The organism is Salegentibacter salinarum, from assembly GCF_900168115.1.
In the GTDB taxonomy this organism is placed as follows: domain Bacteria; phylum Bacteroidota; class Bacteroidia; order Flavobacteriales; family Flavobacteriaceae; genus Salegentibacter; species Salegentibacter salinarum.
This window is the reverse complement of record NZ_FUZC01000008.1, coordinates 172,528-198,945: the sequence shown is the minus strand read 5'-3', so window position 1 is coordinate 198,945 and position 26,418 is coordinate 172,528. Positions and strand designations below refer to the sequence as shown.

Annotated in this window: 19 protein-coding genes and 1 tRNA gene; 6 read left to right on the top strand and 14 right to left on the bottom strand. The window is 38.5% G+C overall.

All coding sequences use genetic code 11. The annotated features are described in order from the left end of the window. Nucleotides 1–4: 4 nt before the first annotated feature. Nucleotides 5–577 carry a hypothetical protein gene (locus B5X53_RS11615; RefSeq protein ID WP_143533260.1) on the top strand — a complete coding sequence of 191 codons (573 nt, stop codon included), beginning with the start codon at nt 5–7 and terminating at the stop codon, nt 575–577. Here the strand turns inward: B5X53_RS11615 and B5X53_RS11610 are convergent. From B5X53_RS11610 to B5X53_RS11600, 3 genes are all read right to left on the bottom strand, one after another. Next, the gene (locus tag B5X53_RS11610; protein WP_198550790.1) at nt 517–1,818 is read right to left on the bottom strand and encodes a site-specific integrase; all 1,302 of its coding nucleotides are present in this window, start codon (nt 1,816–1,818) and stop codon (nt 517–519) included. The genes B5X53_RS11615 and B5X53_RS11610 overlap by 61 nt on opposite strands. 230 nt (nt 1,819–2,048) lie before the next feature. Next, nucleotides 2,049–2,122: transfer RNA gene (locus B5X53_RS11605), tRNA-Arg, on the bottom strand. Between the two features lie 45 nt (nt 2,123–2,167). After that, on the bottom strand, nt 2,168–2,599 hold the full coding sequence (locus B5X53_RS11600; protein ID WP_394365769.1) for a GatB/YqeY domain-containing protein: 432 nt from the start codon (nt 2,597–2,599) through the stop codon (nt 2,168–2,170). Between the two features lie 176 nt (nt 2,600–2,775). Between B5X53_RS11600 and B5X53_RS11595 the strand changes: the two genes are divergently transcribed. Continuing rightward, on the top strand, nt 2,776–3,675 hold the full coding sequence (locus B5X53_RS11595) for an alpha/beta hydrolase (RefSeq protein ID WP_079713385.1): 900 nt from the start codon (nt 2,776–2,778) through the stop codon (nt 3,673–3,675). Between the two features lie 304 nt (nt 3,676–3,979). Here B5X53_RS11595 and bglX read toward each other — a convergent pair whose 3' ends face one another. The 9 genes from bglX to B5X53_RS11550 all read right to left on the bottom strand — a co-directional run bounded on the left by bglX (nt 3,980) and on the right by B5X53_RS11550 (nt 21,320). Then, nucleotides 3,980–6,253 carry a beta-glucosidase BglX gene (gene bglX / locus B5X53_RS11590; protein ID WP_079713384.1) on the bottom strand — a complete coding sequence of 758 codons (2,274 nt, stop codon included), beginning with the start codon at nt 6,251–6,253 and terminating at the stop codon, nt 3,980–3,982. A 30-nt stretch (nt 6,254–6,283) separates the two neighbouring features. Continuing rightward, nucleotides 6,284–8,089, bottom strand: a complete 1,806-nt coding sequence (locus B5X53_RS11585; protein WP_079713383.1) for a family 43 glycosylhydrolase — start codon at nt 8,087–8,089, stop codon at nt 6,284–6,286. Nucleotides 8,090–8,132: 43 nt separating this feature from the next. Beyond that, nucleotides 8,133–8,921, bottom strand: a complete 789-nt coding sequence (locus tag B5X53_RS11580; RefSeq protein ID WP_079713382.1) for a carboxylesterase family protein — start codon at nt 8,919–8,921, stop codon at nt 8,133–8,135. A 228-nt stretch (nt 8,922–9,149) separates the two neighbouring features. Then, a complete protein-coding gene (locus tag B5X53_RS11575; protein WP_079713381.1) occupies nt 9,150–10,526 on the bottom strand; it encodes a glucoamylase family protein in 1,377 nt (458 codons plus the stop codon). 26 nt (nt 10,527–10,552) lie between these two features. Then, nucleotides 10,553–11,884, bottom strand: a complete 1,332-nt coding sequence (locus B5X53_RS11570; protein ID WP_079713412.1) for a glucoamylase family protein — start codon at nt 11,882–11,884, stop codon at nt 10,553–10,555. 133 nt (nt 11,885–12,017) lie between these two features. Further along, nucleotides 12,018–13,751, bottom strand: coding sequence for a LamG-like jellyroll fold domain-containing protein (locus B5X53_RS11565; protein ID WP_079713380.1), 1,734 nt, complete (start codon nt 13,749–13,751; stop codon nt 12,018–12,020). Nucleotides 13,752–13,757: 6 nt separating this feature from the next. After that, nucleotides 13,758–15,332 (bottom strand): RagB/SusD family nutrient uptake outer membrane protein, encoded by a 1,575-nt coding sequence (locus tag B5X53_RS11560; protein WP_079713411.1) that lies wholly within the window; start codon nt 15,330–15,332, stop codon nt 13,758–13,760. A gap of 10 nt (nt 15,333–15,342) precedes the next feature. Next, on the bottom strand, nt 15,343–18,345 hold the full coding sequence (locus B5X53_RS11555; RefSeq protein ID WP_079713379.1) for a SusC/RagA family TonB-linked outer membrane protein: 3,003 nt from the start codon (nt 18,343–18,345) through the stop codon (nt 15,343–15,345). Between the two features lie 224 nt (nt 18,346–18,569). After that, nucleotides 18,570–21,320 carry a helix-turn-helix and ligand-binding sensor domain-containing protein gene (locus B5X53_RS11550; RefSeq protein ID WP_079713378.1) on the bottom strand — a complete coding sequence of 917 codons (2,751 nt, stop codon included), beginning with the start codon at nt 21,318–21,320 and terminating at the stop codon, nt 18,570–18,572. Between the two features lie 93 nt (nt 21,321–21,413). Between B5X53_RS11550 and B5X53_RS11545 the strand changes: the two genes are divergently transcribed. The 4 genes from B5X53_RS11545 to B5X53_RS11530 all read left to right on the top strand — a co-directional run bounded on the left by B5X53_RS11545 (nt 21,414) and on the right by B5X53_RS11530 (nt 24,076). After that, nucleotides 21,414–23,096, top strand: a complete 1,683-nt coding sequence (locus B5X53_RS11545) for a sulfatase family protein (RefSeq protein WP_079713377.1) — start codon at nt 21,414–21,416, stop codon at nt 23,094–23,096. Nucleotides 23,097–23,156: 60 nt separating this feature from the next. After that, the gene (locus B5X53_RS11540) at nt 23,157–23,483 is read left to right on the top strand and encodes a DUF4130 domain-containing protein (protein ID WP_079713376.1); all 327 of its coding nucleotides are present in this window, start codon (nt 23,157–23,159) and stop codon (nt 23,481–23,483) included. Between the two features lie 45 nt (nt 23,484–23,528). After that, nucleotides 23,529–23,765 carry a hypothetical protein gene (locus tag B5X53_RS11535; RefSeq protein WP_079713375.1) on the top strand — a complete coding sequence of 79 codons (237 nt, stop codon included), beginning with the start codon at nt 23,529–23,531 and terminating at the stop codon, nt 23,763–23,765. 80 nt (nt 23,766–23,845) lie between these two features. Continuing rightward, nucleotides 23,846–24,076: a hypothetical protein gene (locus B5X53_RS11530; RefSeq protein ID WP_079713410.1), complete on the top strand. Its 231-nt coding sequence runs from the start codon at nt 23,846–23,848 to the stop codon at nt 24,074–24,076. 110 nt (nt 24,077–24,186) lie between these two features. Here B5X53_RS11530 and B5X53_RS11525 read toward each other — a convergent pair whose 3' ends face one another. Both B5X53_RS11525 and rlmN read right to left on the bottom strand, forming a co-directional pair. Continuing rightward, complete coding sequence (locus B5X53_RS11525; protein WP_079713374.1) at nt 24,187–25,164, bottom strand: polyprenyl synthetase family protein; 978 nt, start codon at nt 25,162–25,164, stop codon at nt 24,187–24,189. 80 nt (nt 25,165–25,244) lie between these two features. Further along, a complete protein-coding gene (gene rlmN, locus B5X53_RS11520) occupies nt 25,245–26,288 on the bottom strand; it encodes a dual-specificity RNA methyltransferase RlmN (protein ID WP_079713373.1) in 1,044 nt (347 codons plus the stop codon). Nucleotides 26,289–26,418: the final 130 nt, after the last annotated feature.

Below are 26,418 nucleotides of genomic sequence, written 5' to 3'. Positions count from 1 at the left end.
TATTATGGAAATAAATATCCTCAATATTATATTGTGCATCGCAATCGGGAGCGGGATTTTCTTCCGAATGTATAAAATCACCTCTTTTGCATTTCCTAAGAATCTACTAGTATGTAGTTTGTTCCTTTGGGCACTTTTACCGGATGATCCTTCACTAAAAGAAATAGCGAATATTGCCCTTTACTTAGGATGCCCTCTTATCTTAAGTAATACGGTTCTTTATGTTTTTATACCCAAAAAAGAAATATCAAATACCGAAACTAAATACCAAGTTCAATTTAAAACTCAAAGCGGTTCCTTTAAAATCAATAATATTAAGCGTGGAGTTTCTGTAATTGGTGCTGCAGGTAGTGGAAAGACAGAAAGTGTAGTCTATAATCTTCTCGAACATTTTAGCCGAAATTCTTTCTGCGGACTTATACACGACTATAAAGACTTTGAGATTACCGAAATGGCTTTTCCCCTATTTAAAAGTCAAAATTTAAAATTTTATATACTTTCTTTTGATAAAATAATTCATCGGGTAAATCCTATTGCCCCGAGATATATGGAGAAAGATGCAACATTTGGACTTTGAGTGGAATCTTCATCTTTTTTCTGTTTCAGAATTCCACGTAGAGCAATCATGTCCTGACTAATCTTGTTTTCTAAAACTCTAGCATAAATTTGAGTTGTAGAAATTTTGGTATGTCCTAAGAGTTTGGAAACTGTTTCTATTGGTACACCATTACTTAAAGTAACCGTAGTTGCAAATGTATGTCTAGCCATATGAAAGGTCAAATTTTTCTTTATTCCGCATAGAATAGCAACTTCTTTTAAGTAAACGTTTAATTTCTCATTCGTAATTTTAGGTAATAAGGTTCCTGAGACTAAGGTCATAGGATGATCTTCGTATTTCTTTATAAGTTCTAAAACAGGATCTAATAAGGGTACTTTAATTGGTGTATTGGTTTTTTGCCTTTTCGAAATTATCCATTTATTTCTATCTAGACCAATGGTAATATTATCTTTAGTAAGCTTCATTATATCAGTGTAACTGATACCTGTATAACAACTGAAGACAAATAGATCGCGAACACGGTCAAGCCTTTCTACTAGGAACTCATAAGTTTCCAAATTAGACAACTCACCAACTGTTAAAAATTCCCGATCTTTTTTCTCAAAAGTATTTTTCCAACGGCGAAAAGGATCTTTATCTATCCATTCCATATTATAAGCTAGTGTAACCATTTTTCGTAAGCGCTGAATATGCTTCATAATGGTATTATGTCCCATAGCTTTTGGATGCCTTTTTGGATAGTAACCACCAAGAAAATCTTCAAAATCGCAGAGGAACTTATAGTCGAGTTCCTTTAGATAAATATCAGAGGTTTTCCGTTCCTTATTCAAAAATTTAAAGAAGTATTTCTCAGAAACTCTATAATTTCGAATTGAACCTGCAGCGTGCGTGTTCTTGATTTTTCTTGAATGGTATTCAATAAGATCTCGAAGTGATTTAGAGTTTTCAACTTCTCCCAGGTAGGTGGCTTTAATTAGCTGAGCGGTTACTTTCTTTCCTTTTGAATTCAATTCTTGGTAACATTGGAAAATTCGGGATTTTGCAGATTCTAAATAATGATTTATTTGTTTTACCTCTGAAGAAGTGCCCTTTGCCCTTTTTTTCGAAGGATCCCATAGATCAAATGAAATTTTACGCTTTAAACTGACAAGAACCCTTCTTTGGTTCACAGTAATCCTAACATAAATAATTCCATTGTTAATCTTTTCATTTGTGGGTTTCACCCAAAAATGTACTGAAAATGTGTTTTTAGTTCGCATTGCTGTCATCTTTAAATTAAACATTTAATAATCAGATGAAGTCAAATCAACAATACAAGTTCAAATATAAGCTTTTACCTTAAAATGTAACCTTAGGTTACATTTTAAGGTAACCTTTTAGTTCTCATTTCCCTTTAAATATTATTAAATAAAATAAAAACCCAAAACCTAAAAAACCGCGCTAATCATAAGATTTGCGCGGTTTTGATAAGATTTGTTAATCTTAAAAGTGACCCCGGCAGGATTCAAACCTGCAACCCTCAGAGCCGAAATCTGATGCGCTATTCAGTTGCGCCACGGGGCCTTTACAAGACCTCACAGGTTTTGGAAACCTTGGAGGTCTCAATATTTATTTACTCAATTTACTTTTTACAATTGTAGAAATCGTTTTTCCGTCAGCTTTGCCGGCTAATTCGTTGCTGGCCATTCCCATCACCTTTCCCATATCCTGCATTCCGCTGGCTCCGGTTTTGGCGATAATTTCATCTACTTTGGCTTCAATTTCAGCTTCGCTTAACTGCTCTGGTAAAAAAGATTCGATCACGGCCGCTTGTTTCTCTTCCGGTTCGGCTAAATCTGCCCTGTTTTGCTCCCGGTAAATCGCAGCGCTTTCCTTACGTTGCTTTACAAGTTTCTGTAAAATTTTAAGTTCTTCGTCCTCAGTCAAACCGTCCTTTGCAGCGCTTTCAGTATTGGCTAATAAAATCGCACTTTTAACCGATCGTAAAGCTTCAAGCTTTTCGCTGTCTTTAGCTTTCATAGCAGCTTTCATCTCTGCCATTACTTTATCCTGTAAACTCATAACTTTTTAGTGTCATTTCCGGAGCCTATACTGAATTTATTTCAGTACAGGTGGAAATCATATTTCCGCAGCGAAGATAAAATATTAAATTTAAAATCCCCACTTATTCTCCCTGCAAAATTAAGTATCTTGAGACGCTAAATTATAATTCATTTATGAAAAACCTGATTTTTATCGGTCTCTTCCTGCTAAGCTTTTCAATTTCAGCTCAGCAACGATTTACAGACGATTCTTTTGAGTTAAAAGACACTGAAACTAAAACCTACGCAACCAAAAATGGGGATGCTTTAAAGTTGGATATTTATCAGCCAAAAAATGATACGATGCAGCAAAGACCACTAATTATTTTTATGCACGGCGGCGGATTTTCAGGCGGAACCCGAACTAACCCTGGGGAAGTAAATTTTGCCGAAAGCGCGGCTAAAAAAGGCTATGTAGCCGTACAGATTTCTTATCGGTTAACCCGAAAAGGACAATCTTTTGGTTGTGATTACGAAGCTTCCGGAAAAATGGAAACCTTTAAACTGGCTGCTGAAGATTTTATGGATGCGGTTAATTTTATGGTCAAGAATCAGGAAAAATATAGTATAAATCCTTCAAAAATAATTGCAGGCGGAAGCAGCGCCGGGGCTGAAGCGGTTCTTAACGCGGTTTATAACGAACGCCTTATGTTTGATGATTTTTCAAATTACAAGGACTTCAATTTTACGGGTGTTTTCTCCCTTGCAGGCGCCATTGTAGATGCACGGTATATTACTGAAGAAAATGCAATTCCCGGAGTATTTTTCCACGGAACCGAAGACAACCTTGTTCCCTACGCCACCGGCCCGCACCATTGGTGTGACCGCCGCCAACCCGGATATATAATGCTGGACGGTTCCAAATCCATTACCGAAAAACTGAGAAAATTGAATACTTCTTATCTACTTTATAGTTTTGAAGGAGGAAAACACGAACATTCGGGAATGCCTTTTGACTATTTTCCTGAAGTTTTTGAGTTTTTTAATTCGGTGTTTTTAAATGAAGAAAAACAGCAAACTGAAGTCTGGAAATAAAAAATTACCCGGAATTAAACTGAAAGAATTATAACAGAAATGATTTCGCTCCGTTGGAGCTCTGTTGCAGTTTTGCTCATTTTTCTATAAATATCCCACCTCGCTGAGGCTTTATAAAGAGAAAGCCCCGTAGGGGCAGAATATCTATAATGTCCTAAATGTATTTTCCAAAAGCGCTCCAGAGGAGCATAGATACCGGGTTATATTTTCCTTGTAAAACCCTATAACAAAAAAATCCCGCCGAAGCAGGATTCAATATCCGGAGATAGTAGGGTATCACCCGGATTTTAGCATTAATAAAAATCTACTCCCCTACAGTAAAACTTCCCGTAAATTCGTGATCTGAACTTCCGGCCACGAAAAATTCGAATTCGCCAGGTTCAACTACAAATTCCAAATCTGCATTATAGAATTTCAAATCTTCTACAGTGATTTCAAAACTCACCTCTTTAGATTCTCCTTTCTTTAAACTTATCTTTTTAAAGGCTTTTAATTCTTTCATTGGCGGTGTGATACTTCTTACTTTATCGTGCGTGTACAATTGCACCACTTCCTCTCCATCGTATTCACCGGTATTGGTAATTGTGGTAGTGATGGTAATGCTTCCGGATTGACTTAATTCATCTGAACTCGCTGTAGTTTCCCCATATTCAAATTCGGTATAGGAAAGTCCGTAACCAAAAGGTAGTTGCGGTGTATTTTCAACATCTAAATAATTCGATTTGAATTTTTCAAATTCAGATGGTGATGCTGCCGGCCTTCCGGTGGTTTTCATACTATAATAAATTGGGATCTGACCAACATTTCTGGGCCAGGTAGCCGTTAATTTTCCTGAAGGATTATAATCTCCAAAAAGCACATCGGCTATCGCATTCCCTGCCTCCACACCGGGATGCCATACTTGCAGGATACTTACCGGCATTTCCATTTCTTCTGAAATCACCAACGGGCGACCACTCATAAGCACTAAAACCACAGATTTCCCGGTTTTTACCAGTTCTCTTATCATGTGCTTCTGACTTTCAGGAATATTAAGGTCCGTTCTGCTGGCGGCTTCCCCGCTCATTTCAGTCGCTTCTCCAACCACGGCAACAATTACATCGGCATTTTCAGAAACCTCTAAGGCTTCTTCCAGCAAGGTTTCCGGCGATTCCTTCGAAATCTCAATACGCGGACCAAAAACATTTACATTTTTAGCAAAAGTGGTATCGTTACTTATATTGGCGCCCTTCGCATAAGAAATTTTAGCATCTGGAGCTACATTTTTTATACCTTCCAGAACCGGAATTGAAAGCTGTGGATCCCCGGTTGGCGCCCAGGTTCCCAGCATATTATTCTTATTATCCGCCAATGGTCCTACCAAAGCAATTTTTGCATCTTTAGCCAATGGAAGTGTATTTCCGTGTTTATTAAGCAGCACAAAGGATTGTCTCGCTGCCTTTCGCGCTACTGTTCTGTTTTCTTCGGAAAGAATATCCTTTTCGGGCCTGCTTTCATCCGAATATAAATAAGGATTATCTAAAAGCCCAAGTTTGTGTTTGGCTTCCAGAATTCTACGAGCTGCTTTGGTAATTTGTTCTTCGGAAACTTTTCCTTCATCTACAGACTTTTTCAAGGTGGTTAAAAAACCTTCGCCAACCATATCCATATCGAGTCCGGCGTTGATAGCTAAAGCCGAAACATCCTGAAGATCTCCCATGCCGTGGGCGATCATTTCATTTACCGAAGTATAATCTGAAACTACAAAGCCTTCAAAACCCCACCGGTCACGAAGTAAATCGGTAAGCAGCCATTTATTTCCCGACGCCGGAACCCCGTGAATATCATTAAAGGAAGTCATCGCACTGGCTACACCCGCATCTACCGCCGCTTTGTAGGGTGGCAAATATTCATTGAACATTTTAATCTTGCTCATATCAACCGAGTTGTAATCCCGGCCGGCTTCAGAAGCTCCATAAAGCGCCAAATGTTTTACCGTAGCTATCATCGTGTGTGGCGCGGTAAAGTCGTCTCCCTGGTAGCCTTCTACCATGGCTTTGGCGACCTGAGATCCCAAATACGGATCCTCCCCGGCACCTTCTGCTATTCGGCCCCATCTCGGGTCGCGAGCTATATCAACCATTGGTGAAAAGTTCCAGTTAATTCCATCAGCCGTCGCTTCTTTTGCTGCTATTTGTGCGGTTTCTTTTATCAATTCCATATCCCAGCTGGAGGAAAGTCCAAGGGGAATCGGGAAAGTGGTTTTATAACCGTGAATAACATCAGACCCGATTAATAACGGAATTCCGAGACGGGAATTTTCAACCGCAAGCTTTTGTGCCTGTCTAACTTTTTCGGGACTGGAAACACCAAAAACGCCTCCAACATTACCGTTTCTTATTTTCGTTTCCACATCTTCACTCACCACAGATCCTGTAGCAACACCTCCTCCGGGAGTAAGTAAATTAAGTTGTCCTATTTTTTCTTCCAGAGTCATTTTCTCTAGTAATTCCTCTACTTGTGGAACTTTTTCCTGTGCGTACAGACTTGAAACTCCTATAAAAAAGAGCAGAGCGACTGACAGATTAAAATTTTTCATACTGGTTATTCTTTATAAATTGATAATTATTTATTTCACTTCCTGGACTTCAGTTTTTTCTGAAATCCCATTTTCATTAAATGCTTCAATACTGAAGTAATATTTGGTATCACGATCCAGGTTGCGCATAAAATGTTCGTTTTCATCATAAATTAACCAGGAATGGTATAATTTATCTGGTGCGATACCCCAGCGAATATTATAGCCCTGGGCTCCTTTCACGGGATCCCAAGTAAAAGACGCGTCCCTTCGATCTTCCTGACGGGTGATTTCGAAACCTTTTACTTTTGCCGGCTTCTTACCTAAACCTTTACCAAAAACCCTGATTTCTGATAAAGCCAGGTTCTGTCCCGGTACCTCAACATTATTGTAACGCACAAATTTCCCTCTTACCGGTTGGCTAAGCGTGAGGTAGGCATTCGGTGCATCTTCATAACTTTCACTTCTATCTACAACCGTTTCCCAGTTTTCCCCATCTTCTGATACTTCAAGGGTGAACCTGTGGCGCAGGCCCTCGGTACGGGTATAAATGCCCGATTCTTCATCGTGAAAATTCAGCTGAAAAGCATACATGTTTCCGGGAGATAGCATTTCGATCTCCACCCATTGCTTGTCATCATTAGCCTCGGCAACCCAGAAAGATTTCGGACTTTCATCGGTTAATAATTTCGAAATGATTTCCCCTTCGCTATTTTTTTCCAGCGGCATTTCGGTAATGTCAAAATCCCCATCGGTGGAAGTACTTTTGCTTGTCTGCTTCATAGAAGAAGAAACTGTGGCTTTCCCTTTATAAGAAAGTAACATCCATCCATTATGAAGTCCAGCTTTTGTGGGATGATCTGGTCCAAAAAGCGGATAATCTCCATAACTGGTAATGCTGTACATCAGACCTTCCTCATCAAAATAAGTGGGAAACATAGATAACCTGCGTTCCCAATGAGAATTGGAAGCAAGGGCAACGGTAGCGAAATGCCAGTATTGCCCGTTGGTTTGTTTCATGGTCACTCCGTGGCCTGCTCCATTAGCAAATCCGCCCGGTTTGAAACTCATAGGATTATTTTTCATGTATTTAAAAGGCCCAAGCGGGCTTTCGCCCACATAAGCAGCATCGGCATAAACGTTAAACTGCGTACCGGGAGCTGCATACTGCAAATAATACTTGCCATTGTGTTTGGTCATGGAGGCACCTTCCATGTATCCTTCTTTTAAAGTTGGGTGATAATTATTTTCCCCAAAGCGTTCCCAGCCGTGTTCTTCTTCCACCAGGTTAATAAGTTCTCTTTGTACTCCGGTTTCCAGAAAACGATCGTCTTTATCCAGCATTTTCACCTTAAGCGGATGTACATTTGAAGAACCCCAATACAAATAGGTTTCCCCATCATCGTCTATAAATAATTCTGAATCCTGAATATTATTGGAAATGGAAGCGGTTGGTTTCCATTTTCCGCTTTTTGGATCATCGGTGTACAGAATACTTCCATAGCCCGCCGGATCGCCTGCAAAATATACGAGCGAATCTTTATAATTGAATGCCGTCGGGGCGTTTGAACCCTCAAAAAACCATTTCTCCGGTTTTATGAATTCCCAGTTAATTAAATCTTTAGAATGCCAGTAACCAAAGGAACGGGTGACAAACATGTAATATTCACCCCGATATTCAATTACCGCAGGATCTGCACCGGAACGGTAGGATATATTTTTACTTGAATTATAAACCATATAGGTATAGTCTATATCCAGGGGATTGATATAAGTTTCCGGAACCACTTCCTGTGCCTGAATTAGGTAACCGAATAATAAAACCGTGGGTGTAAGAAGGCTTTTAAAAAATTTCATCTTTTCTGTTTTAAACAGCTTAATAAATGTCAGATTGTTTCTCCTATTGCGCTCGCGTATGGGAAAACAGCCAGGGCAATAAATTAGGTTCGGCAAAAGCTGAATCCCAACTATTATGATTGTCGTCTGGATAAAGTGAAAGCTTGGCATTACCGCCATAATGATTAATGGCTCGAGCCATTGTTTCTGAATACTTTGGAAGCACTACATCATCTTTTTTTCCGTGGAAAAGCCAAATATTGAAACCTTGCGGATATTCCTTAGCTATTTCCGGATTTGCACCGCCGCAAATAGCAAAAGCTGCAGTGAACATTTCTGGTTTCTTGTAAATAAGCTCAAAGGTTCCCATTCCCCCCATCGAAAGTCCGCCTAGGTAAATTCGGTCTTTATTTACATAATCTTTGGAAGTGATTTCCTCCATTAAATCCATCACCAGTTGCAAGGATTTAGTAGCCGGTTCTTTATTTATAAAATCAAATTGCATAGGAATGGTATCCCGGTTCACCTCAACTTTAGCCCAGTAATCATCTTTGGGGGCCTGCGGAAAAATCACAATCGCCGGAAATTTCTCCTGATTATTCAGAAATAATTCACTTCCGTGGGTTAATTGAGCTTGGTTATCATTACCTCTCTCCCCTGCCCCGTGTAGAAATAAAACCACCGGATATTCCTTTTCCTCAGAAAAATCCTTCGGAAATAAAATGCGGTACTTTAAGGTATCAGTATTCTTTATAAAATTTTCTTTCTTAAAGGCTTCCTGATCTTGAGCTGTAACTGACAATGGCAGCACTAACAAAAAACAAACTAAACTGTACAAATATGTTTTTTTCATTATTTTCTTTTATTTAAACCTCAAAGGTTTCGGAAACCTGTGAGGTTTGGTGTGAATTATTTCGGTTTTATTTTTTTATCCTGTACTTATTGGAAAACTTTATTTCAATTATTTGCAATTATTTGAACAATACGTTTAAAAAATCCTACTATAATACAGAATCTGAAGTACAAGCATCAAAAAGTATAATCTAAAGACCAAATTCCTATTGAAACCAATCCCTTGAAATTATTCCGAAACATTAAATCCTAAATTTTCCAATCCTTTTTGTACTTCCGGAGCGCCCATAAACAAGTCCCAGATAAGACCGGAGCGATAATTTTCTATCATTACAACTTGAGGGCCCTGGTCTATAGCCAAATATTTTGGGGCAACCCAATTTTCGCCCTCAAGACTATATGCGTCGTAAAATCCGGCCGGCCCCCAAAGCAACTCATTTTGATCTTCAAAGAAATATCTCATAGCGCCCAGGGAAAGTTCCGGGGTATACGGAATTGAACTAATTGCTGCGGTTGGAGAAACCACTCCTTTGTCATCATCTGGCGAATGCGCGGTATAACCTATTCCATCGTCTTCATTTCGGGTATAACTGGCGGTTAAGCCCCAGGAATTTTCATTGTAAGTTTCAAAATCATTAGGATTCTCTTGCGTGTATTCATAGTTGATCTTTGTGTGATTTACATTCAAATCCCAGTAATTCGCATATTTATCTTCAAGACCTTTTGGATTTAATCCTAAGTAAGAATAGTGCGCCCAAAAAAGAGGACCAGCTTTATCACCGCGGGTATTGTGCTTTAAAATAAGGGGAATTCCGTATGCTTCTTTATCGGTCACAATATCTCCACCTCGAGCCCAACCTTTGTGATAAGCGGAAGGTTCAATAGCGTGATCGGGAGAAGAAGCAGCCATTACATAAGTGATCAAACACTCGTTATAACCTTCAATCATAAAGTCCATTTCCCACTCATAATCCGGTGACCAGTGCCAGTAAAGTCCGTCTTTATTGTTTGTGTACCATTCCCACTCTATACCCTTCCAAAGTTCGTCGTATTTGGCCGCAACAGCTTGTTCTTCTTCGTTACCGTTCTTTAAATATTCCCTAACCACGATAAAGCCCTGGGCTAAAAATGAAGTTTCCACAAGGTCTCCCCCATTATCTTTATCACTAAATGCCTGGGTTTCTCCGGTTTCCCCGTTTAACCAGTGCGCCCAAACCCCGTGAAATCTGGGAGCATTATCTAAGAAATTGGCGATCTTATCTAAACGAGCAACGGCTGAGTCCCGCGGAATCCATTCCCGTTCCATCCCGGCAACAATGGCCATTAATCCAAAACCGGAACCTCCGGTTGTTACTACGTGTGCGTCGTCTTTTGGGTATTCCCCATCAGGATGGTAGCGTTCCCGCGCCATTCCTGAATTTGGCTCGGCATAATCCCAGAAATATTTCAGGGTTTGCTTCTGTACTGTGTCCAGTAAGGCTTCCTCTGAAAGTGTTTCTGAATCAGGTTCTTTTTGTTCTATTTTTTCCTTATCAGATTCGTTCTTACAGCTGAAAAGGATAAGACTGATAATGAGAAAGCTTAAGATTGATTTATAGTTAGTCATCATTATATAATTCTAAATTTTCGGTATTAATAATTGAAACCCAGTTTATCCAGGCCTGCCTGAATTTCTTCATCTTGCATAAAAAGATCCCAGAGCAAACCGGTTCTGTAATTTTCTATCATTGAAATTATTGGTCCCTGGTCTATAGCCAGGTAACCATTGGCCACCCAATTTTCTTCTTCAGAGAAAGCATCATAAAATCCGTAGGGTCCCCAAAGTTCATCGCCCATTTCTTCATAGAAATAGCGCAGGGCTTTCATAGACTCTTCGGGAGTATAAGGAAAAGAAGATAAGGCTGCTGTAGGTGTTATTACACCCAAATCGTTATCCGGGCTGTGCGCCGAATAGCCTTCGTAATTATCGCTGGCTGTAAATCCCCAGCTGTTTTCACCATATCCTTCAAAATCCTTAGGATTATCTATGGCATAATTATAATGGATAAGACTATGCGCTGTATTTTGTTCCCAGTAATTAGCATATTCATCGCTTAAATTTTGAGGATCGAGACCTATAAAAGAATAATGCGCAAAAAAGAGCGGACCACCGTATGAAGGTCCCAACGGAAGATCTATCCCGTAATGCTGCCGGTTGTTCACCATATTACCGTTAGAAGCCCAACCCTGATGGTAGACTTCCGGATCAACAGAATGAGTTGGTGACGCCGAAGCAAGCACATAAACCATTAGAGACTCATTCCATCCCTGGATTTTTAAATCTTTCTGAAAACTATAGGTTGGGGACCAGTGCCAGTAAAGCACATTTTCACCCTGCGTATACCAATCCCATTCTACAGCTTCCCATAATTCAGTAATTCTTTCGGTGATATTTTCTTCTTCAGCAAAATACTCTCGGTTAATTAGCAATCCCTGCATAAGAAAAGCAGTTTCAACCAGGTCACCACCATCATCCATATCGCCGAATTGACGGGTTTGTGCTACATCATCTAAATACCAGTGAGAAAATGCACCGTGATAGGTGGGAACTTCCTCTAAAAAGTCGAGGATTTTGTCAAGCCTTTCAACGGCTTCAGCTCTGCTTATCCACCCACGTTCTACAGCGACCGGGAATGCGGCAAGTCCAAACCCGGAACCCCCTGTAGTTACAATATTTCTTCCCTCGCCTCCATAGGCATCGGCTTGCGAACGTTCTCTGGCTAAACCGGAATTAGTACCCGCAAAATCCCAAAAATATTTAAAAGTTTGTTCCTGAACTTTATCCAGTAAATCTTCATCACTCAATTTTTCTTCCTCTTCATTTTCTGAATCCGGATCAAAAGGTTCCTGATAGCCGGGACCATCATCACTGGAGCAGGAATAAAAAATTAGCATTAATCCTATAAAATATAAGCTCTTAAGCATCTTGAGTATTTTTAATGAAGGAGAAAGTAACATCTGAATTTTCAAAAATTTAAGGTGCATAAACCAGTCTCACTAAATGATAGTAAGATGAAAAGGTTCCGACTCTAATTAGAGCCGGAATCATTCTTAAAATTTATTCTCCCATTGCGGCTTCAACCTCCTCTGCAGTCAGAGCTTTGTTATAGAAGCGTAGATTATCCATATAACTTAGATCGGCAAGGTGATCCCATCCCGTGAATCTTGGAGCACCAGACATAATCGAAACGATATTGGTTCCTGTCCAGTCTATTCCGCCGGGCACATCACCGGTATTAACCAGTTCGCCATCCAGATAAATATGACTTTCAGTTTCGGTGATTACAAGGGCAACGTGTACCCATTCTCCCGCAGCTACATCTATCACACCGCCATCATTCCAACTATCGGCAGAGCCATTTCCAACATTGGCTTTAATTCGCTGTTCGTCGGCATTTCCCTCTCTAAAGAGACGGAAACCACTGGTTCTGTTATTTTGTGCATCTGGGTTTTCTTCATCTTCAGGACTAATAGTGATGATTCCTGCACGCTCTGGATCGGCATTAACTTTATACCAGAAAGTAGTACTGAATTCTTCGCTTAGAAGTCCGTCAGAAGGTAATTGAAGATATGAACCTTCGGTACCTGCATAAGCATTGTTGCCTTCTACACTTTCTCCTGCAAAGCCGGGAGAACCTACTTCTGTAACTTCCCGATTGGAAACCATATCTCTATAATCTCCATTAAATGGCATGTGCAATGTAATTGAAGAGGCATTAATTAAAGCCTGAATATCTTCCTGGGTTAATGTCGTATTGAATAGCCGAAGTTCATCAATTTTACTATTAATATCAGACCTGTGATCCCAATAACTAAAGGTATCTCCGCCTGCTCCAATGGTAAGTTGTTCTACTCCCGTCCAATCTATAGCTGCGGTCATTGTCCCGGTATTTACCGGCATCCCATTAAAGTAAAGTATAGTTTCTGTTGGAGTTACGCTGAAAGCAATATGTACCCATTCATTATTAGTTACATTTATAATTCCACCATCATTCCAGCTTTCCCCGGTACCCGTTCCAACGTTCATTTTGATAGTTTGCTCTTCCGCTGAACCTTCTCTAAATAAACGGAAACCCTGCTGACGACTTTCACTATCTCCGGAACCTTCGGCACCTGCTACTAAAATCCCTGCACGATCAGCTTCATCGGTATTTACTTTATACCAGAAAGCACCACTAAATTCACTACCAAGGTTTTCCTGGTCCAGCGGCACATCTATATAAGATTCAGCCACTCCTTCGTAGGCTCCTGTTCCCAGGAAGGCATCACCGGAAATAGCCGGATCTCCTGTTTCATCGGCCATATAAATATTTACCAGTTCGGTAAAATCGGCATCAAATGGCATATAGAAAAACTCTCCGGCATATTTTGGAGTGTAAGGAGGTTCTTTACTGAAATTCACCGTTTTACTTGTAGTATTTCCGGCAATATCTGTAGCATTAATAGTTAAGGTATGTTCCCCATTGGTAACATTCTCAAAACTTACTTCTTCCTTTACTATACGATAGTCAAGAAATTCATTAAAAGTTGCAATTTGATCTCCATTTACCAGGACTTCAATCATATCCACTTCAATATCATCAACTACCTCAAACCTAATGTTTATTGAGGCTACGGGTTCAGGTACCTGAATTGTAGTCCCTTCATTAGGATAATTAATGGTTACCTCGGGAGCACCGGCATCCTCACCCGGATCAACCTGGGTTAACGGATCTATTCCATCGTACTCACAGGAAGTGAGTAGAAGGATGAATGAAAATATTCCGAAATAATATTTATTGATTTTTTTCATTGTTTTTTAGTTTAATTCAGACAAAATATCGTTCATCACAGTATTTCTGTCTACTGCTGTGGCCTCAATAGGTAAGGCATCTAATTGCTCCTGTGGATATGGTAAATATTCCTTATCTGCAGTGAAATTTCTACCATCATAACTTAATTCACCGTACATATCGTGACGAATCATATCGTAAAATCTAATTCCCCACTCCATTGCTAATTCAGCGAATTTTTCATCTAAAACATCCTCGTGGGTAACCCCGCTTAACGGCGGCATACCGGCACGATCTCTCACCGTATTCACAGCTTCATCGGCAGAAATACTGGAACCATTTGCACCTAAGGTTATAGCTTCGGCATACATTAGCAACACTTCGGCATAGCGAATTATAATCATATTTTTTCCGGCGCTATAATTATTTCTTCCATCAGTAAGTTGAGTTGATGGCAGGTAGTGTTTACCACTGGCAAATTTTGCACGGGCATAGTCGTTAATTACATCCCCCGAAGGAGTTGTATTCGAAACGAATCCCGGTACTTCTACACCCTCGGCTTCTAGATCTGCAATACCTCTATCGGTAAAGAGCACACTTGTTTCCAGCCTGGTTTCCTCTCCGCGATCTATCATGAATTCTATCCATTTATTACTGGGTTCATAAAAGCCCCAACCACTCTGCGCGTTTTCACGAGCGGGCGTCCAGTTTTGTGGACCAAAAGGTGAGTATTCGTGATACAATTCACCCCCGGCTTCAGTTCCATAATCTGAATATTGAATTTCAAGTAGACTCTCATTACTTAGTTCGCCAGGATCCTTAAAGAGTTGGTAGAAATCTGGGTAAAGAGAAAATTTCCCTGAACTTATAATAGCTCCGGCAGCATCGGCTACTTCCTGATAATTCTCTAATTCCTGATGAGCAAGGGCCTTAAGGGCATAGGCAGTATATTGCGTAACTCCTCCCTGAATATCGGTACGCTCGTTTGGCCGTGCGTCTGGAAGATTTTCTATAGCCATATCCATTTCATCAGAAATAAATTGCATTACATCTGCTTTTGAAGAAACTCCCTGTTCCAGTTCTTCCTCTGGCTGATTGGAAGTTATAATAAATACCTCTTCCCAGGTTCTGGCCAGGTTAAAATGAAGATAAGCTCTCAATACTTTTATCTCAGCAATATATTGATCTGCTCTATCTATATCCTCGGCATCAGCAAACTCTTTAAAGCTTTCCAGCTGTAAAATTGCGCTGTTCATATTAACAATATCATTATAATGAACATTCCAAAGCGAATTATACATCCAATAGCCTTGGTCATACTCATACCTGTCGGTATCTGCAAACTGTTGCTGGTCTCCCAAGCCACCTGCGTTTACGTCATCACCTCTTACCCCTAACAAAAGCGGTTCTTCCCAACCACGGGTTGCAAATTCGTAATAAGCACCAATTAGAGGCTGTACCATATTACTGGCATCGGTAACGTCTAGATCCCCGGTATCTAATTGCCCTTCTCTTTCTTCAAGTTTATCGGTACAGGAATTAACTCCGAAGCCCAAAATGAGACACAGGAGGAAAATTTTTGTGAAACTATATCTTTTCATAATCATTTTTTTAGAATTTTAAATTAACACCCATAGTGTAAATTGCTGGAACTGGGTATGTTTGCCTATCTACCCCGTCTGCTACTTCAGGATTAAAACCATTGTAGTTAAAGAATGAAAATGGTTTTTCAGCAGTGAAATAGATTCTTGTTTCCGGTAAACCTGCTGCTTCAATATTATAAGCTATCTGAATATTTTGAATGCGGAAGAAATCTCCATCTTCTACCCAGAAATCACTTAAACGTTGGTTCCAGGCTTTACGTAGTCCTGCTGATGAAGGATAGGTATTACTTGTTCCTTCTCCGTGCCACCTGTTAATTGCAAGATCGGCATCAATATTTGTATCCTGGGTATAAATAATCTCACCTCGTTTTCTATTTAAAATCTTATTACCGGCCTGGCCATAAAAGTCCATTGAAAAATCAAAGGCTTTATAGCTAACCCCGATATTACCACCAAAAGTATATTTCGGTAAGAAAGATCCCAGGATTACCCTGTCGGAATCATCTATAACTCCATCACCGTTTTGATCTCTATAAATTAAATCTCCGGGGACAAGGTCGTTTTCTACAGCAACAGGATCGGCATCTATTTCCTGCTGGTTTTGGTAAACACCAATTCTTTCATATCCATAAAAACCAAGTAATGGACCACCAATAGTAGTTCGCTGTCTAAATTCAGCCGAACCGGAATCGATATATCCTCTTTCATCTTCAATTTCGAGAGCTTCATTTTTAAGCGTAGTAAAGTTTGCACCTATTCTAAAGCTAAAATCTTCAGTAACCTGTTGATTCCAGTTTGCCACAAGCTCTAAGCCTTCGTTTCTTATTACTCCCGAGTTTCTATCAATACTTCTGTTAACAATTGGAATAAAAACCGGAAGAATTGCATCGTGGGTATCACGTATATAATAATCGGCATCAATAGATAACCTTCTATCGAATGCTTCTAGATTTAAACCGAAGTTATATTCTTCAATAACCTCCCAGGTATTATTAGAAAATACACTGGTAGAAGTTAAACCTGTACGAGGTTGATCGCCTATTGGTGCAGTTACGACTTCAATAGTATTAGATCCGGCACTTGCCGCTACATTATCATTACCCAATTTCCCCCAACTGGCTCTTAATTTAAAAAAATCTATAAGGTCATTATCTACAAGAAATTCTTCTTCAGACACTACCCATCCTAAACCAACGGAAGGGAAATAACCCCAGGGATCTAAAGTAAATTTTGAAGATCCATCAGCTCTAAATGTACCATAGAAAATGTATCTATCTTTAAATGTATAGGCTACCCTACCAAAGTATGAAAGTCCGTAATACCTTCTCCCCAGTTCTTCTACGTTATTAGCAAAAGAATCAGGATCGGCAAAATCCAGGTACCAACTTGTTTCGAGCCCAACTCCTGATATATCAAAACCAGTAGCTTCAAATTCGTTGCTAGCTTCATCCCTAAATGATGTACCGGCCATTAAAGTTAGATCGTGATCACCAAAAGTATCTTCATAAGTCAACACATTATCCCAGTATTGGTTAGAGAAATTATTGTTTTCTCTTTTAATACTCGAACGTCTTTCAAAATTATTCCCTAATGTATATGGAAGATTCACTTCACGTACTTCTATACTGGAATAATCGTGACTGTAGGTAGTTTTAATGTCTAATTTATCTTCTATTAATTCATACTGTAAAAAGGCAGAAGTAAGTTGTTTTCTTATTTTTAACCTATTCTCATTATAAGCAAGATCCTGAAATGGGTTTTGCGTACTTCTGTATCCAAGAAGTTGAGCGTTGGAGTAGCGTGTAGGGCCGGCTTCTGTATTGGTTTCGTCTATAACCGGCATGGTAGGTACTGCAAAATAAGCTCTAAACCAGGCTCCGTCCTCTGGAGCATGTTTGGTAGCATTACTGAAAATTGAGTTAACTCCAATTTTTAAACGATCGGTAAGATCTATATCTACTTTAGACCGAATATTAAAACGTTCGTAATCGTTTTTCATATCAAGAATCCCTTCTTGACCGGTATAGTTTGCACCAACCGCATAAACTACACTTTCGCCTCCACCTGAAGCAGAAATACTATGGTTTTGGATTAAGCCTTCTCTCAGAATTTCCTTATACCAATCGGTATTCACTGCGGGAACGTTAGGGTTTATACGGCTACGGCCATAACGTTGAATTGCATTTTCAATAAATTGAGCATCAGGTGCAGACCCAGATTCCCTTGCCATAGTAGCAAATTGCTCTGTATTGGCAAGTTTCATAACATTCTGTGCACGTTGAAAACCGGTATAACCATCGTACTCAAATTGAGGCTTTTGGTTTTTTCTACCTGATTTTGTTTCAATAATCACAACGCCGTTCGCTGCCCTTACTCCATAAATAGCCGAAGAAGAAGCATCTTTTAGAACGTTTATAGACTTAATATCTTTGGTGTTTAGAAAGTCAATATTATCATACAAAACATCATCTACTACATATAGTACATTAGTTCCATCTCCAAAGGTGCCCAGACCTCTAATTCTTACAGTAGGAGATTCTCCGGGTGAACCGGAGTTAACAATTTGTACCCCGGAAACTTTCCCCTGTAATGATTGCATTACGTTAGCGGTAGGTGTTTTTTCAATTTCTTCAGCAGACACCGTGCTAATGGAACCCGTTAAATCTCTTTTCTCCTGGGTACCATATCCAATCACAACAACTTCTTCTAGCTGATCGGCATCTTCTTCCAGTGAAATTGTATACTCATTATTTTCACCCACCGTAAATTCCTGCGGAATAAACCCAAGGAAAGTTACCCTTACGGCATCACCAACTTCAACATTATCAAGACTGAAATTCCCATCAAAGTCGGTTACATCAAAAATCTCTTTGTCAATAACCTTTACTTCGGCTCCCGGTAAAGGCATATCATTTTGGTCTGTTATGATCCCTGTAATGGATTTGGTTTCCTGAGCAAATCCAAAACTGGATAATAAGACCATACAAATGGCAAATAATTTTAATTTCATACGGTTGAATTTTTACTGAATTTTAACAGAAAGATACAACCAAGCTTAGTTTCTACGCAAACGTTATAGTACACTACTGCTACATCAAAAAAATTAAGGTTTTATATTATTGATATACAGTTATTTAAAAGTTTTTTGATGTAAATTTTTAACAAAGCGTTAAACCGATGATGTAGTAATGATGTATTTCATTTATGTTAAATTTGAAGGATTAAAATAAGAACTTAGAAATTTTTTATTAGAAAATTCGTCAGGTTTTCCTTTTTATCCAAATTCATCTTTTTTCTGAGGCGGTAACGATGTACTTCTACCCCTCGTACTGAAATTCCCATTAAAGGAGCAATTTCCTTTGAAGTAAGATTCATTTTAAGATACGAGCAAAGCTTTAAATCTTTGCTGGTGAGATGTGGATAGCTATCCAGAATATCCTTAAAGAAATCCTGGTGCAGCTCATTAAAATTAGTTTCAAAAACCTGCCATTCGTCCTTATTTTTTATAGCACGGTTTATTTTGTTCAAAATATGCTTCATTTTAAATTGATTAGGGAAACTACCTTTATCCTTATTCAATTCATTTTGAATTTCCATCAACATTTCATTCTTTTTTGCAGCTACCATGGTGGTATTAGCCAACTCTTTTCTTTTTAAAGTAATCTGATTTTTCAAACGTTCTTTTTCAAGATTATTAAGTCGTTCCTGGTGCTCCTTTTCAAACTTTTCTTCCAACACCCGCTGGTGCTTTCTAAGTTTCAGCTGGTTATACCAATAAACCAAAACCACCAGTGATAAGATGATAAGCATATACACTAGTTTCATTAGGTTTGATAGGTACCACGGCGGGTTAATACTAAAATTAAAACTGTTCTTTTTTGCAATTTTAGCTTGTGGTCCTACAGCAAGAAGTTGTAGCTGATAATCGCCATGATTAAGGTTCTGCAGATTTATTACCCCATTCTTAACTTCACCGCTCAGCGTGTCTTCTCCCCTTAAACGATAGCGTAAACCCATTGCTTCAGAAACTGGAAAAGAAGTATAAATATTTAGCTCCCGGGAACTTTTATAAGGAACTTCGGGATTATTTTCAAGAGAATGGCGCCTTTCAAGATCAAGAAAACCCTTAACAGTAGGTTTACTAATATGAACCTCGTCTAAATTATTCACAAATTTGGCCAGGTCTATCCTTGCAAAGCCATCATTTAAAGCAATATAGTAGAGCGAATCCCCATTTTTTAAAATTTCCTCATAATTCTTTACCAGTCTGTTATTCAGATTTCCGGGAGCAATCACTATATTTTTATCATCAAAATTGGTATACTTAAGGGAGTTATTTTCGGTATGGCTGAACCAATAGGAATCTCCATCTTTCAGTAACATTTTATGCTTTCTAAAAGCATCCAATTCTTCAAAAACCAATAATGAATCTTTAAAGGAGTTATACTTAAACCATTGGTCTCCATTAAAAACCGCTATTTGGTTATTAATTAAAAAGACATTGGTATTAATACTGTTGCCACCATCGGGTATATTGATTTTATCAATAAACTGAGTCTCCCTAAAGCTATTTTTTAAACCTACCCTGTAAAGACCTTCGTAAGGATGGGCAGCCCAAAGGATGCTTTCATTTTCAAAAACCACATTTTTAACCGGAAAATTTAAGCTATCAAGGCTATAAATACTATCATCCTTTTGGCTCAAATTGCGGATTCCGGTATAACTGCTAATCAAATACTCATTTCTGCTGTAGGGCAGGTTACTGATCTTAAAACTTCCGGTAGATGTCTCCACAGGCATCAACCTATCCTGCAATAGGTAATAGGTTCCTGTGTTATGATTTACATATAAAGTATCATTTAAGATTTCAAGATTCCAGGTATGCCCCTCAGCTCCATTGATAATCTCAAGCTGATTATTACTAAAAGTATAAACCCCGGTATTACTGGCCAGGATCATTTTATCCTTATGAAAAACAAGATCATATACAGCTCCTAATTCCCCGGTATCATCGGTATAAAATTCTACGGGAGAATCAATTTCTATCCGGTCAATCCCGTTATCAAGTCCTAACCAGATATTACCTTGTTTCTCTACAAACCCAAGGATGGTATTATTCTGAAGTCCGCTATTTCGATTAAAAATAGTATGAGACTGGTTTGTCTCATCATAATTTATAATTCCATTCTTAACGGTACCTAAGAGGAGTCTATGCTTATCTAAGGTCATTACATGATTAAGTTCAGAACTTTTTAACTCTTCCATCAATTCTGGATCATCAAGCAAGATGCATATATTGCCGTCATACTTAAAAAGTTTCTCCCGGGTACCAATAATAAGGTCATCTCCCTGGATTGCCATATCTACAATTATTTCTTCATCTAAGATTTCCTGATTTGGCAACTTTTGTAATTCATTATTCTCATCCAAAAAATGCAGACCATTCTTACGCACAGCAAATAGTAACTTATCCTTATAGACTAACATTTTATTGCTTATAATATTCTGAATGGGTTTTATGACCTCATTATCATATTTATAAATCGCGCCAAAAGATCTAAAGTAAATATCCCCGTTAAATTCCAGGATTTCCCAGAATTCTTCACTCTGCATCGCGTACTTCCCCAGTTTTGGAATAAGCGAGGTATAAAACAACTCGCCCGTAGCATCCTTCTTCCAATATCCAAATTCCTTATAGGACCCTGTGAAAATCATATCCTTATGCACAAAAACCGAACGAATAATACTACCACTGGGTAGAGGATGCAATTCCCAGGCCTGTCCATCGAAACTTAGTAGGCCCTGATTATTCGCAGCGTAAATCACGCCATCTTTATCTACATCAATATCCCAGTTCTGGCTGGCAGCTTCATAATCTGTAGAAGAATAGTTATGTATAGGTGGAGTAAGCTGCTGTGAAAACAGGCTATAATACTGAAAACCAAATAATAGAATAACTAATATTTTCAGTTGAGAAAACTTCATAAAATGTAATTGAGCAGTTTGTGTATAGGTCTAATTTAAGACAAAATTACATACTTTTTGTACTTTAGTCCTTACTCATCAAAATCTTCCTTTATGATTTCTAAGAAAATTTTTCCTTTGGTCTTCAGCTTTTTTCTAGTAGGTATTTCGTTGATTTCCTGTAAAAACAATACTTCAGAAAAAGAAGAAGATAAAGACCCGGAAACAAAACGGCCAAATATTGTTTTTATAATGACCGATGATCACGCGGCTCAGGCGATTAGTGCTTACGGCCATCCGGTAAGTAAATTAGCACCAACTCCAAACATTGATAGAATTGCTCAAAACGGAGTGAAATTCAATAATAATTTTTGTACAAATTCCATTTGTGGACCCAGCCGTGCTGTAATCCTAACCGGGAAGCATAGCCACGAAAACGGGTTTAGAATGAACGGGGAAGTTTTTGACGGTTCGCAACCCACGCTTCCCAAATTCTTAAAAGAAGTTGGGTATCAAACCGCCCTGGTTGGAAAATGGCACCTTCACGGTTTACCTGAAGGTTTTGATCACTGGAATATTCTTGTAGATCAGGGGAATTATTATAATCCCGATTTCATTAAAGGAAAAGATACTACAAGAATTGAAGGTTATGCCACAGATATTATTACCGAAATGGGCCTGGACTGGTTAAAAAACAACCGGGATGAAGACAAACCTTTTATGCTTATGGTTCAACATAAGGCTCCACATAGAAACTGGATGCCCGCTTTAAGGCATTTAAATAAATACGATTCTATTGAATTCCCTTTGCCCGATAGTTATTTTTCAGATCACGAAGGCCAGGTAGCCGCGCAGCAACAACTGCAAACCATCTATGAAGATATGTACGAAGGTCACGATTTAAAAATGAGCGTGGAGAAAGGCAGCGATTCCTTAAGGCATAATCCATGGAAAACAGATTTTGAAAGAATGACGAAAGAACAACGCGATACCTGGAACGCTGCTTACCGACCTAAAAATGATGCTTTCCACGAAGCTAATTTAACAGGTAAAGAACTGGCAAAATGGAAAGGTCAGCGCTATTTAAGAGATTATCTTGCCACTGTTGCTTCGGTAGATGAAGGGGTTGGGGAGATTCTTGATTATCTGGAAGAATCAGGTTTAGATGAGAACACCTTAATTGTTTACACCACAGACCAGGGTTTTTATTTAGGTGAAAAAGGATTTTTTGACAAGCGGTTTATGTACGAAGAATCTTTGGCTATGCCTATGCTAATGCAACTTCCCGGAGAGATTGAAGCCGGAAGTGAAATAAGTGCGCTAACGCAAAACCTGGATTTTGCTCCAACTTTTCTCGATTTTGCCAATGCAGAAATTCCACAGGATATGCAGGGAAAATCATTACGAACTTTAATGAATAATTCAGTTTCAGATGAAGATTTTAGGAATGCAATTTATTATCATTATTACGATTTTCCCGCTTTTCATATGGTGAAAAGACACTACGGGATTAGGACCAATCGTTTTAAATTAATGCATTTTTATGATAATATTGATGAATGGGAACTTTATGATTTGAAAGAAGACCCTAAAGAAATGACAAATATTTATAATCATCCAGATTATGCCGAAGTAAGAGAAGAAATGCATCAAAGCCTGGATTCCCTACAGGAAGAATATAATATTACTGATGCAGAATTTAAGACAACCCCCGAAGAAAAGGTAGAACGGGCCTATAGAAATTTTGCGAAACTTGCGGGGGAAGATCCGGAAAACTATCCTGATTTTAAAAATTAGAATTAATCCAAATTATCGGATTTTTTCCTATTTTTGAATCAACTTCACAGATTATAATGTTTGATCGAATTAAGGCTTATAAAAAATCACTTCACCACCCGCTATAGCGACCAGGAATGGATAATATATGATCTGAAACGTAAATACGGACTCTATTATAATCTACCTACCACCGATATCATCAATATTGATTTTGCTAAAAATTCGGGTTCTTCAGAAGAAAATGATTATTTCTTAGATTCCCACGAGCAGGAGTTTCAGAAATTATGGAAGAATTATTTTGAAGCTACCACCATCAAATTCCGCATAAACATTAAGCTTCATCATCAACACGTCCCCAAAAGATATTGGAAATATTTGATTGAAAAGAATCCCTTGCACAATTAAAAAATAGTTTAAATTTGTTCTTTCAACTAATTAACATATTCTAAAATGAAAAAATTATTTTTACTTTTTGCTGTTGCAACAATGTCACTTTCTATCTACTCTTGTAGAGAAACTACTGAAGAAAAAACAGAAGACGCTATGGAGTCTGCTGGTGAAGACATCGAAAATGCTGCTGACGAAGCAGGAAATGAGATGGAAGAAGCTGGTAACGAAATAGAAGCTGAAGCTGAAGAAGCTGAGCAAGAAATGGAAGAAGAAATGAACGAAGACGACAATATGTAATCGTTTCTTTGTATTAGATTCTAAAGCCGCTTTTGTAATAAAAAGTGGCTTTTTTTAGTTTAAACCAAAATCAAATTTCAATGAAAAATTTAATTTTATTATTAGTTTGCATTTTTGCGCTTAGTTTATATTCCTGCCGGGACACCACCCAGGAAAAAACAGAAGATGCCGTAGAAGCAATAGGCAAAGACATTGAAGACAATGTGAATAAAGCCGGGGAAAAAGTGAAAGAAGGGGCTAAAAAAGTTGAAGAAGGTGCAGAAAAAGTAGAAAGAGAAATAGATGAAGAAATTCACGAAGACGATAACTAATCTTATTCTTTTAAAAAGTAATTAAGGCTGTTTTGTTTTTTTGTTAACCTGAACTGGTTTTCAGATTCTAATCGAATGTTTTAGAGGAAACGTAAAACTTCAAACCAGCCTTACTTTTTACGTTCTATCACGTAATTTACCATAAGCTCCAGGGATTCGCGGTAAGGTGATGGCGGATAATCTTCAAGGATCAATAAAGCTTCACGCTGAAATTCTTCCATACGAGTTACGGCGTAATCAAGTCCATTCTTATCTTTTACAAACTGAATTACCTCTTTTACCCGCTTCTTATCTTTATTGTGATTTTTAACCGAATTAATCACCCAATCCTTCTCTTTTTTAGTCGAATTATTCAGGGCGTAAATTAAAGGCAAAGTCATTTTTTGTTCTTTAATATCAATGCCGGTAGGCTTCCCAATTTGCTCATCGCCATAATCAAAGAGATCATCTTTAATCTGGAACGCCATCCCAATTAATTCACCAAATCGTCTCATTTTAGCAATGGCATCAGAATCTGGTTTCACCGAAGCTGCTCCTAAACTGCAACAAGCAGCAATAAGCGTAGCGGTTTTTTGCCGAATAATGTCGTAATAAACGGCTTCAGTAATATCTAAACGCCTGGCTTTTTCTATTTGAAGCAATTCACCTTCACTCATTTCCCGAACCGCGACTGAAATAATTTTTAGCAGGTCAAAATCATTATTATCTATAGAAAGAAGTAAACCCTTAGAAAGTAAATAATCACCCACTAAAACGGCGATCTTGTTTTTCCATAAAGCATTTATACTAAAGAATCCACGGCGGCGATTAGAATCGTCAACCACATCATCGTGAACCAAAGTAGCGGTATGAATAAGCTCTATTACCGATGCACCGCGATAGGTGCGCTCGTTCACGCTCCCGTCAGAAACCATTTTAGCAACCAGGAAAACGAACATAGGTCGCATCTGCTTTCCTTTGCGGTTAACAATATAATGTGTTATCCTGTTGAGCAGTGCAACTTTGGAGGACATAGATTCCAGGAACTTTTTTTCAAAAAGCTCCATCTCTTTCTCAACCGGAAGTTTTATTTGGGAAATTACTTTCATTAAGCCACCAAAGATAATTATTTATAGAGAATATTCATCGGTGGTTTTTCTTTCAAAAATTAAGTGATTCTGAAGAGCGATTAAGCCGATTTATTAGCTAACTGACCACAGGCAGCGTCGATATCTTTACCACGGGAACGTCTTACCGTTACTGTAATCCCATTGCGTTCCAAAATTTGCTGATACATATCTGTAGCATTAGAAGAAGCCTGCTGAAAATTACCATCGTCTATTGGATTGTATTCAATTAAATTCACCTTACACGGTACATAACTACAGAAACGAACAAGCGCTTCAGCATCCTTTCTCGTATCGTTAATATCTTTCCAAACAATGTATTCGTAAGTAATTCGACTTTTGGTTTTAGAATACCAGTATTCCAAAGCTTCCCTAAGATCGTCTAAAGGAAAAGTTTCATTAAAAGGCATTATTTGGGTTCGCACCTCATCTATTGCTGAATGTAGAGAAACAGCAAGTTTAATCTTAGCTTCATCATCGGCCAGTTTTTTAATCATTTTTGGAACTCCAGAGGTAGAAATAGTAATTCGTTTTGGGGACATTCCCAAACCTTCTGGGGAAGTGATCTTTTCTACCGCTTTCATTACGTTATTATAGTTCATAAGCGGTTCGCCCATTCCCATAAAAACAATATTACTAAGAGGCCTGTCAAAATACAAGCGACTTTCATTATCTATAGCAACTACCTGATCATAAATTTCATCAGGATTCAGGTTGCGCATTCTTTTTAATTTTGCGGTAGCACAAAACTGGCAGTCTAAGCTGCAACCAACCTGAGAAGAAACACAGGCCGTTGTTCTGCTGGCTGTAGGAATTAAAACCGATTCTACTGTTAGTTGATCGTGAAGTTTTACAGCATTTTTAATGGTGCCATCGCTGCTGCGTTGCATTTTGTCTACCCGAATATGGTTAATCACAAAATTCTCGTCCAGCATTTCGCGGGTAGCTTTAGAAATATTGGTCATCGCCTCAAAACTGTGCGCGCCTTTATTCCAAAGCCATTCATATACCTGACTTCCGCGGAAAGATTTATCGCCATTGGCTACAAAAAATTCCTGTAGTTGAGCTTTGGTAAGTGCCCGTATGTCTTTCTTCTTATTTTTCACGCTGCAAAAGTATGAAGAATTAAAGGATTTTTAAGTTAAGCTGAAGCTAAGTGTTTTAATTTCTGATGCTAAGCAAATTAAAATTTTGATTTTAAGCATTAAAAAAATTCATCCATCACATACCTAGCTT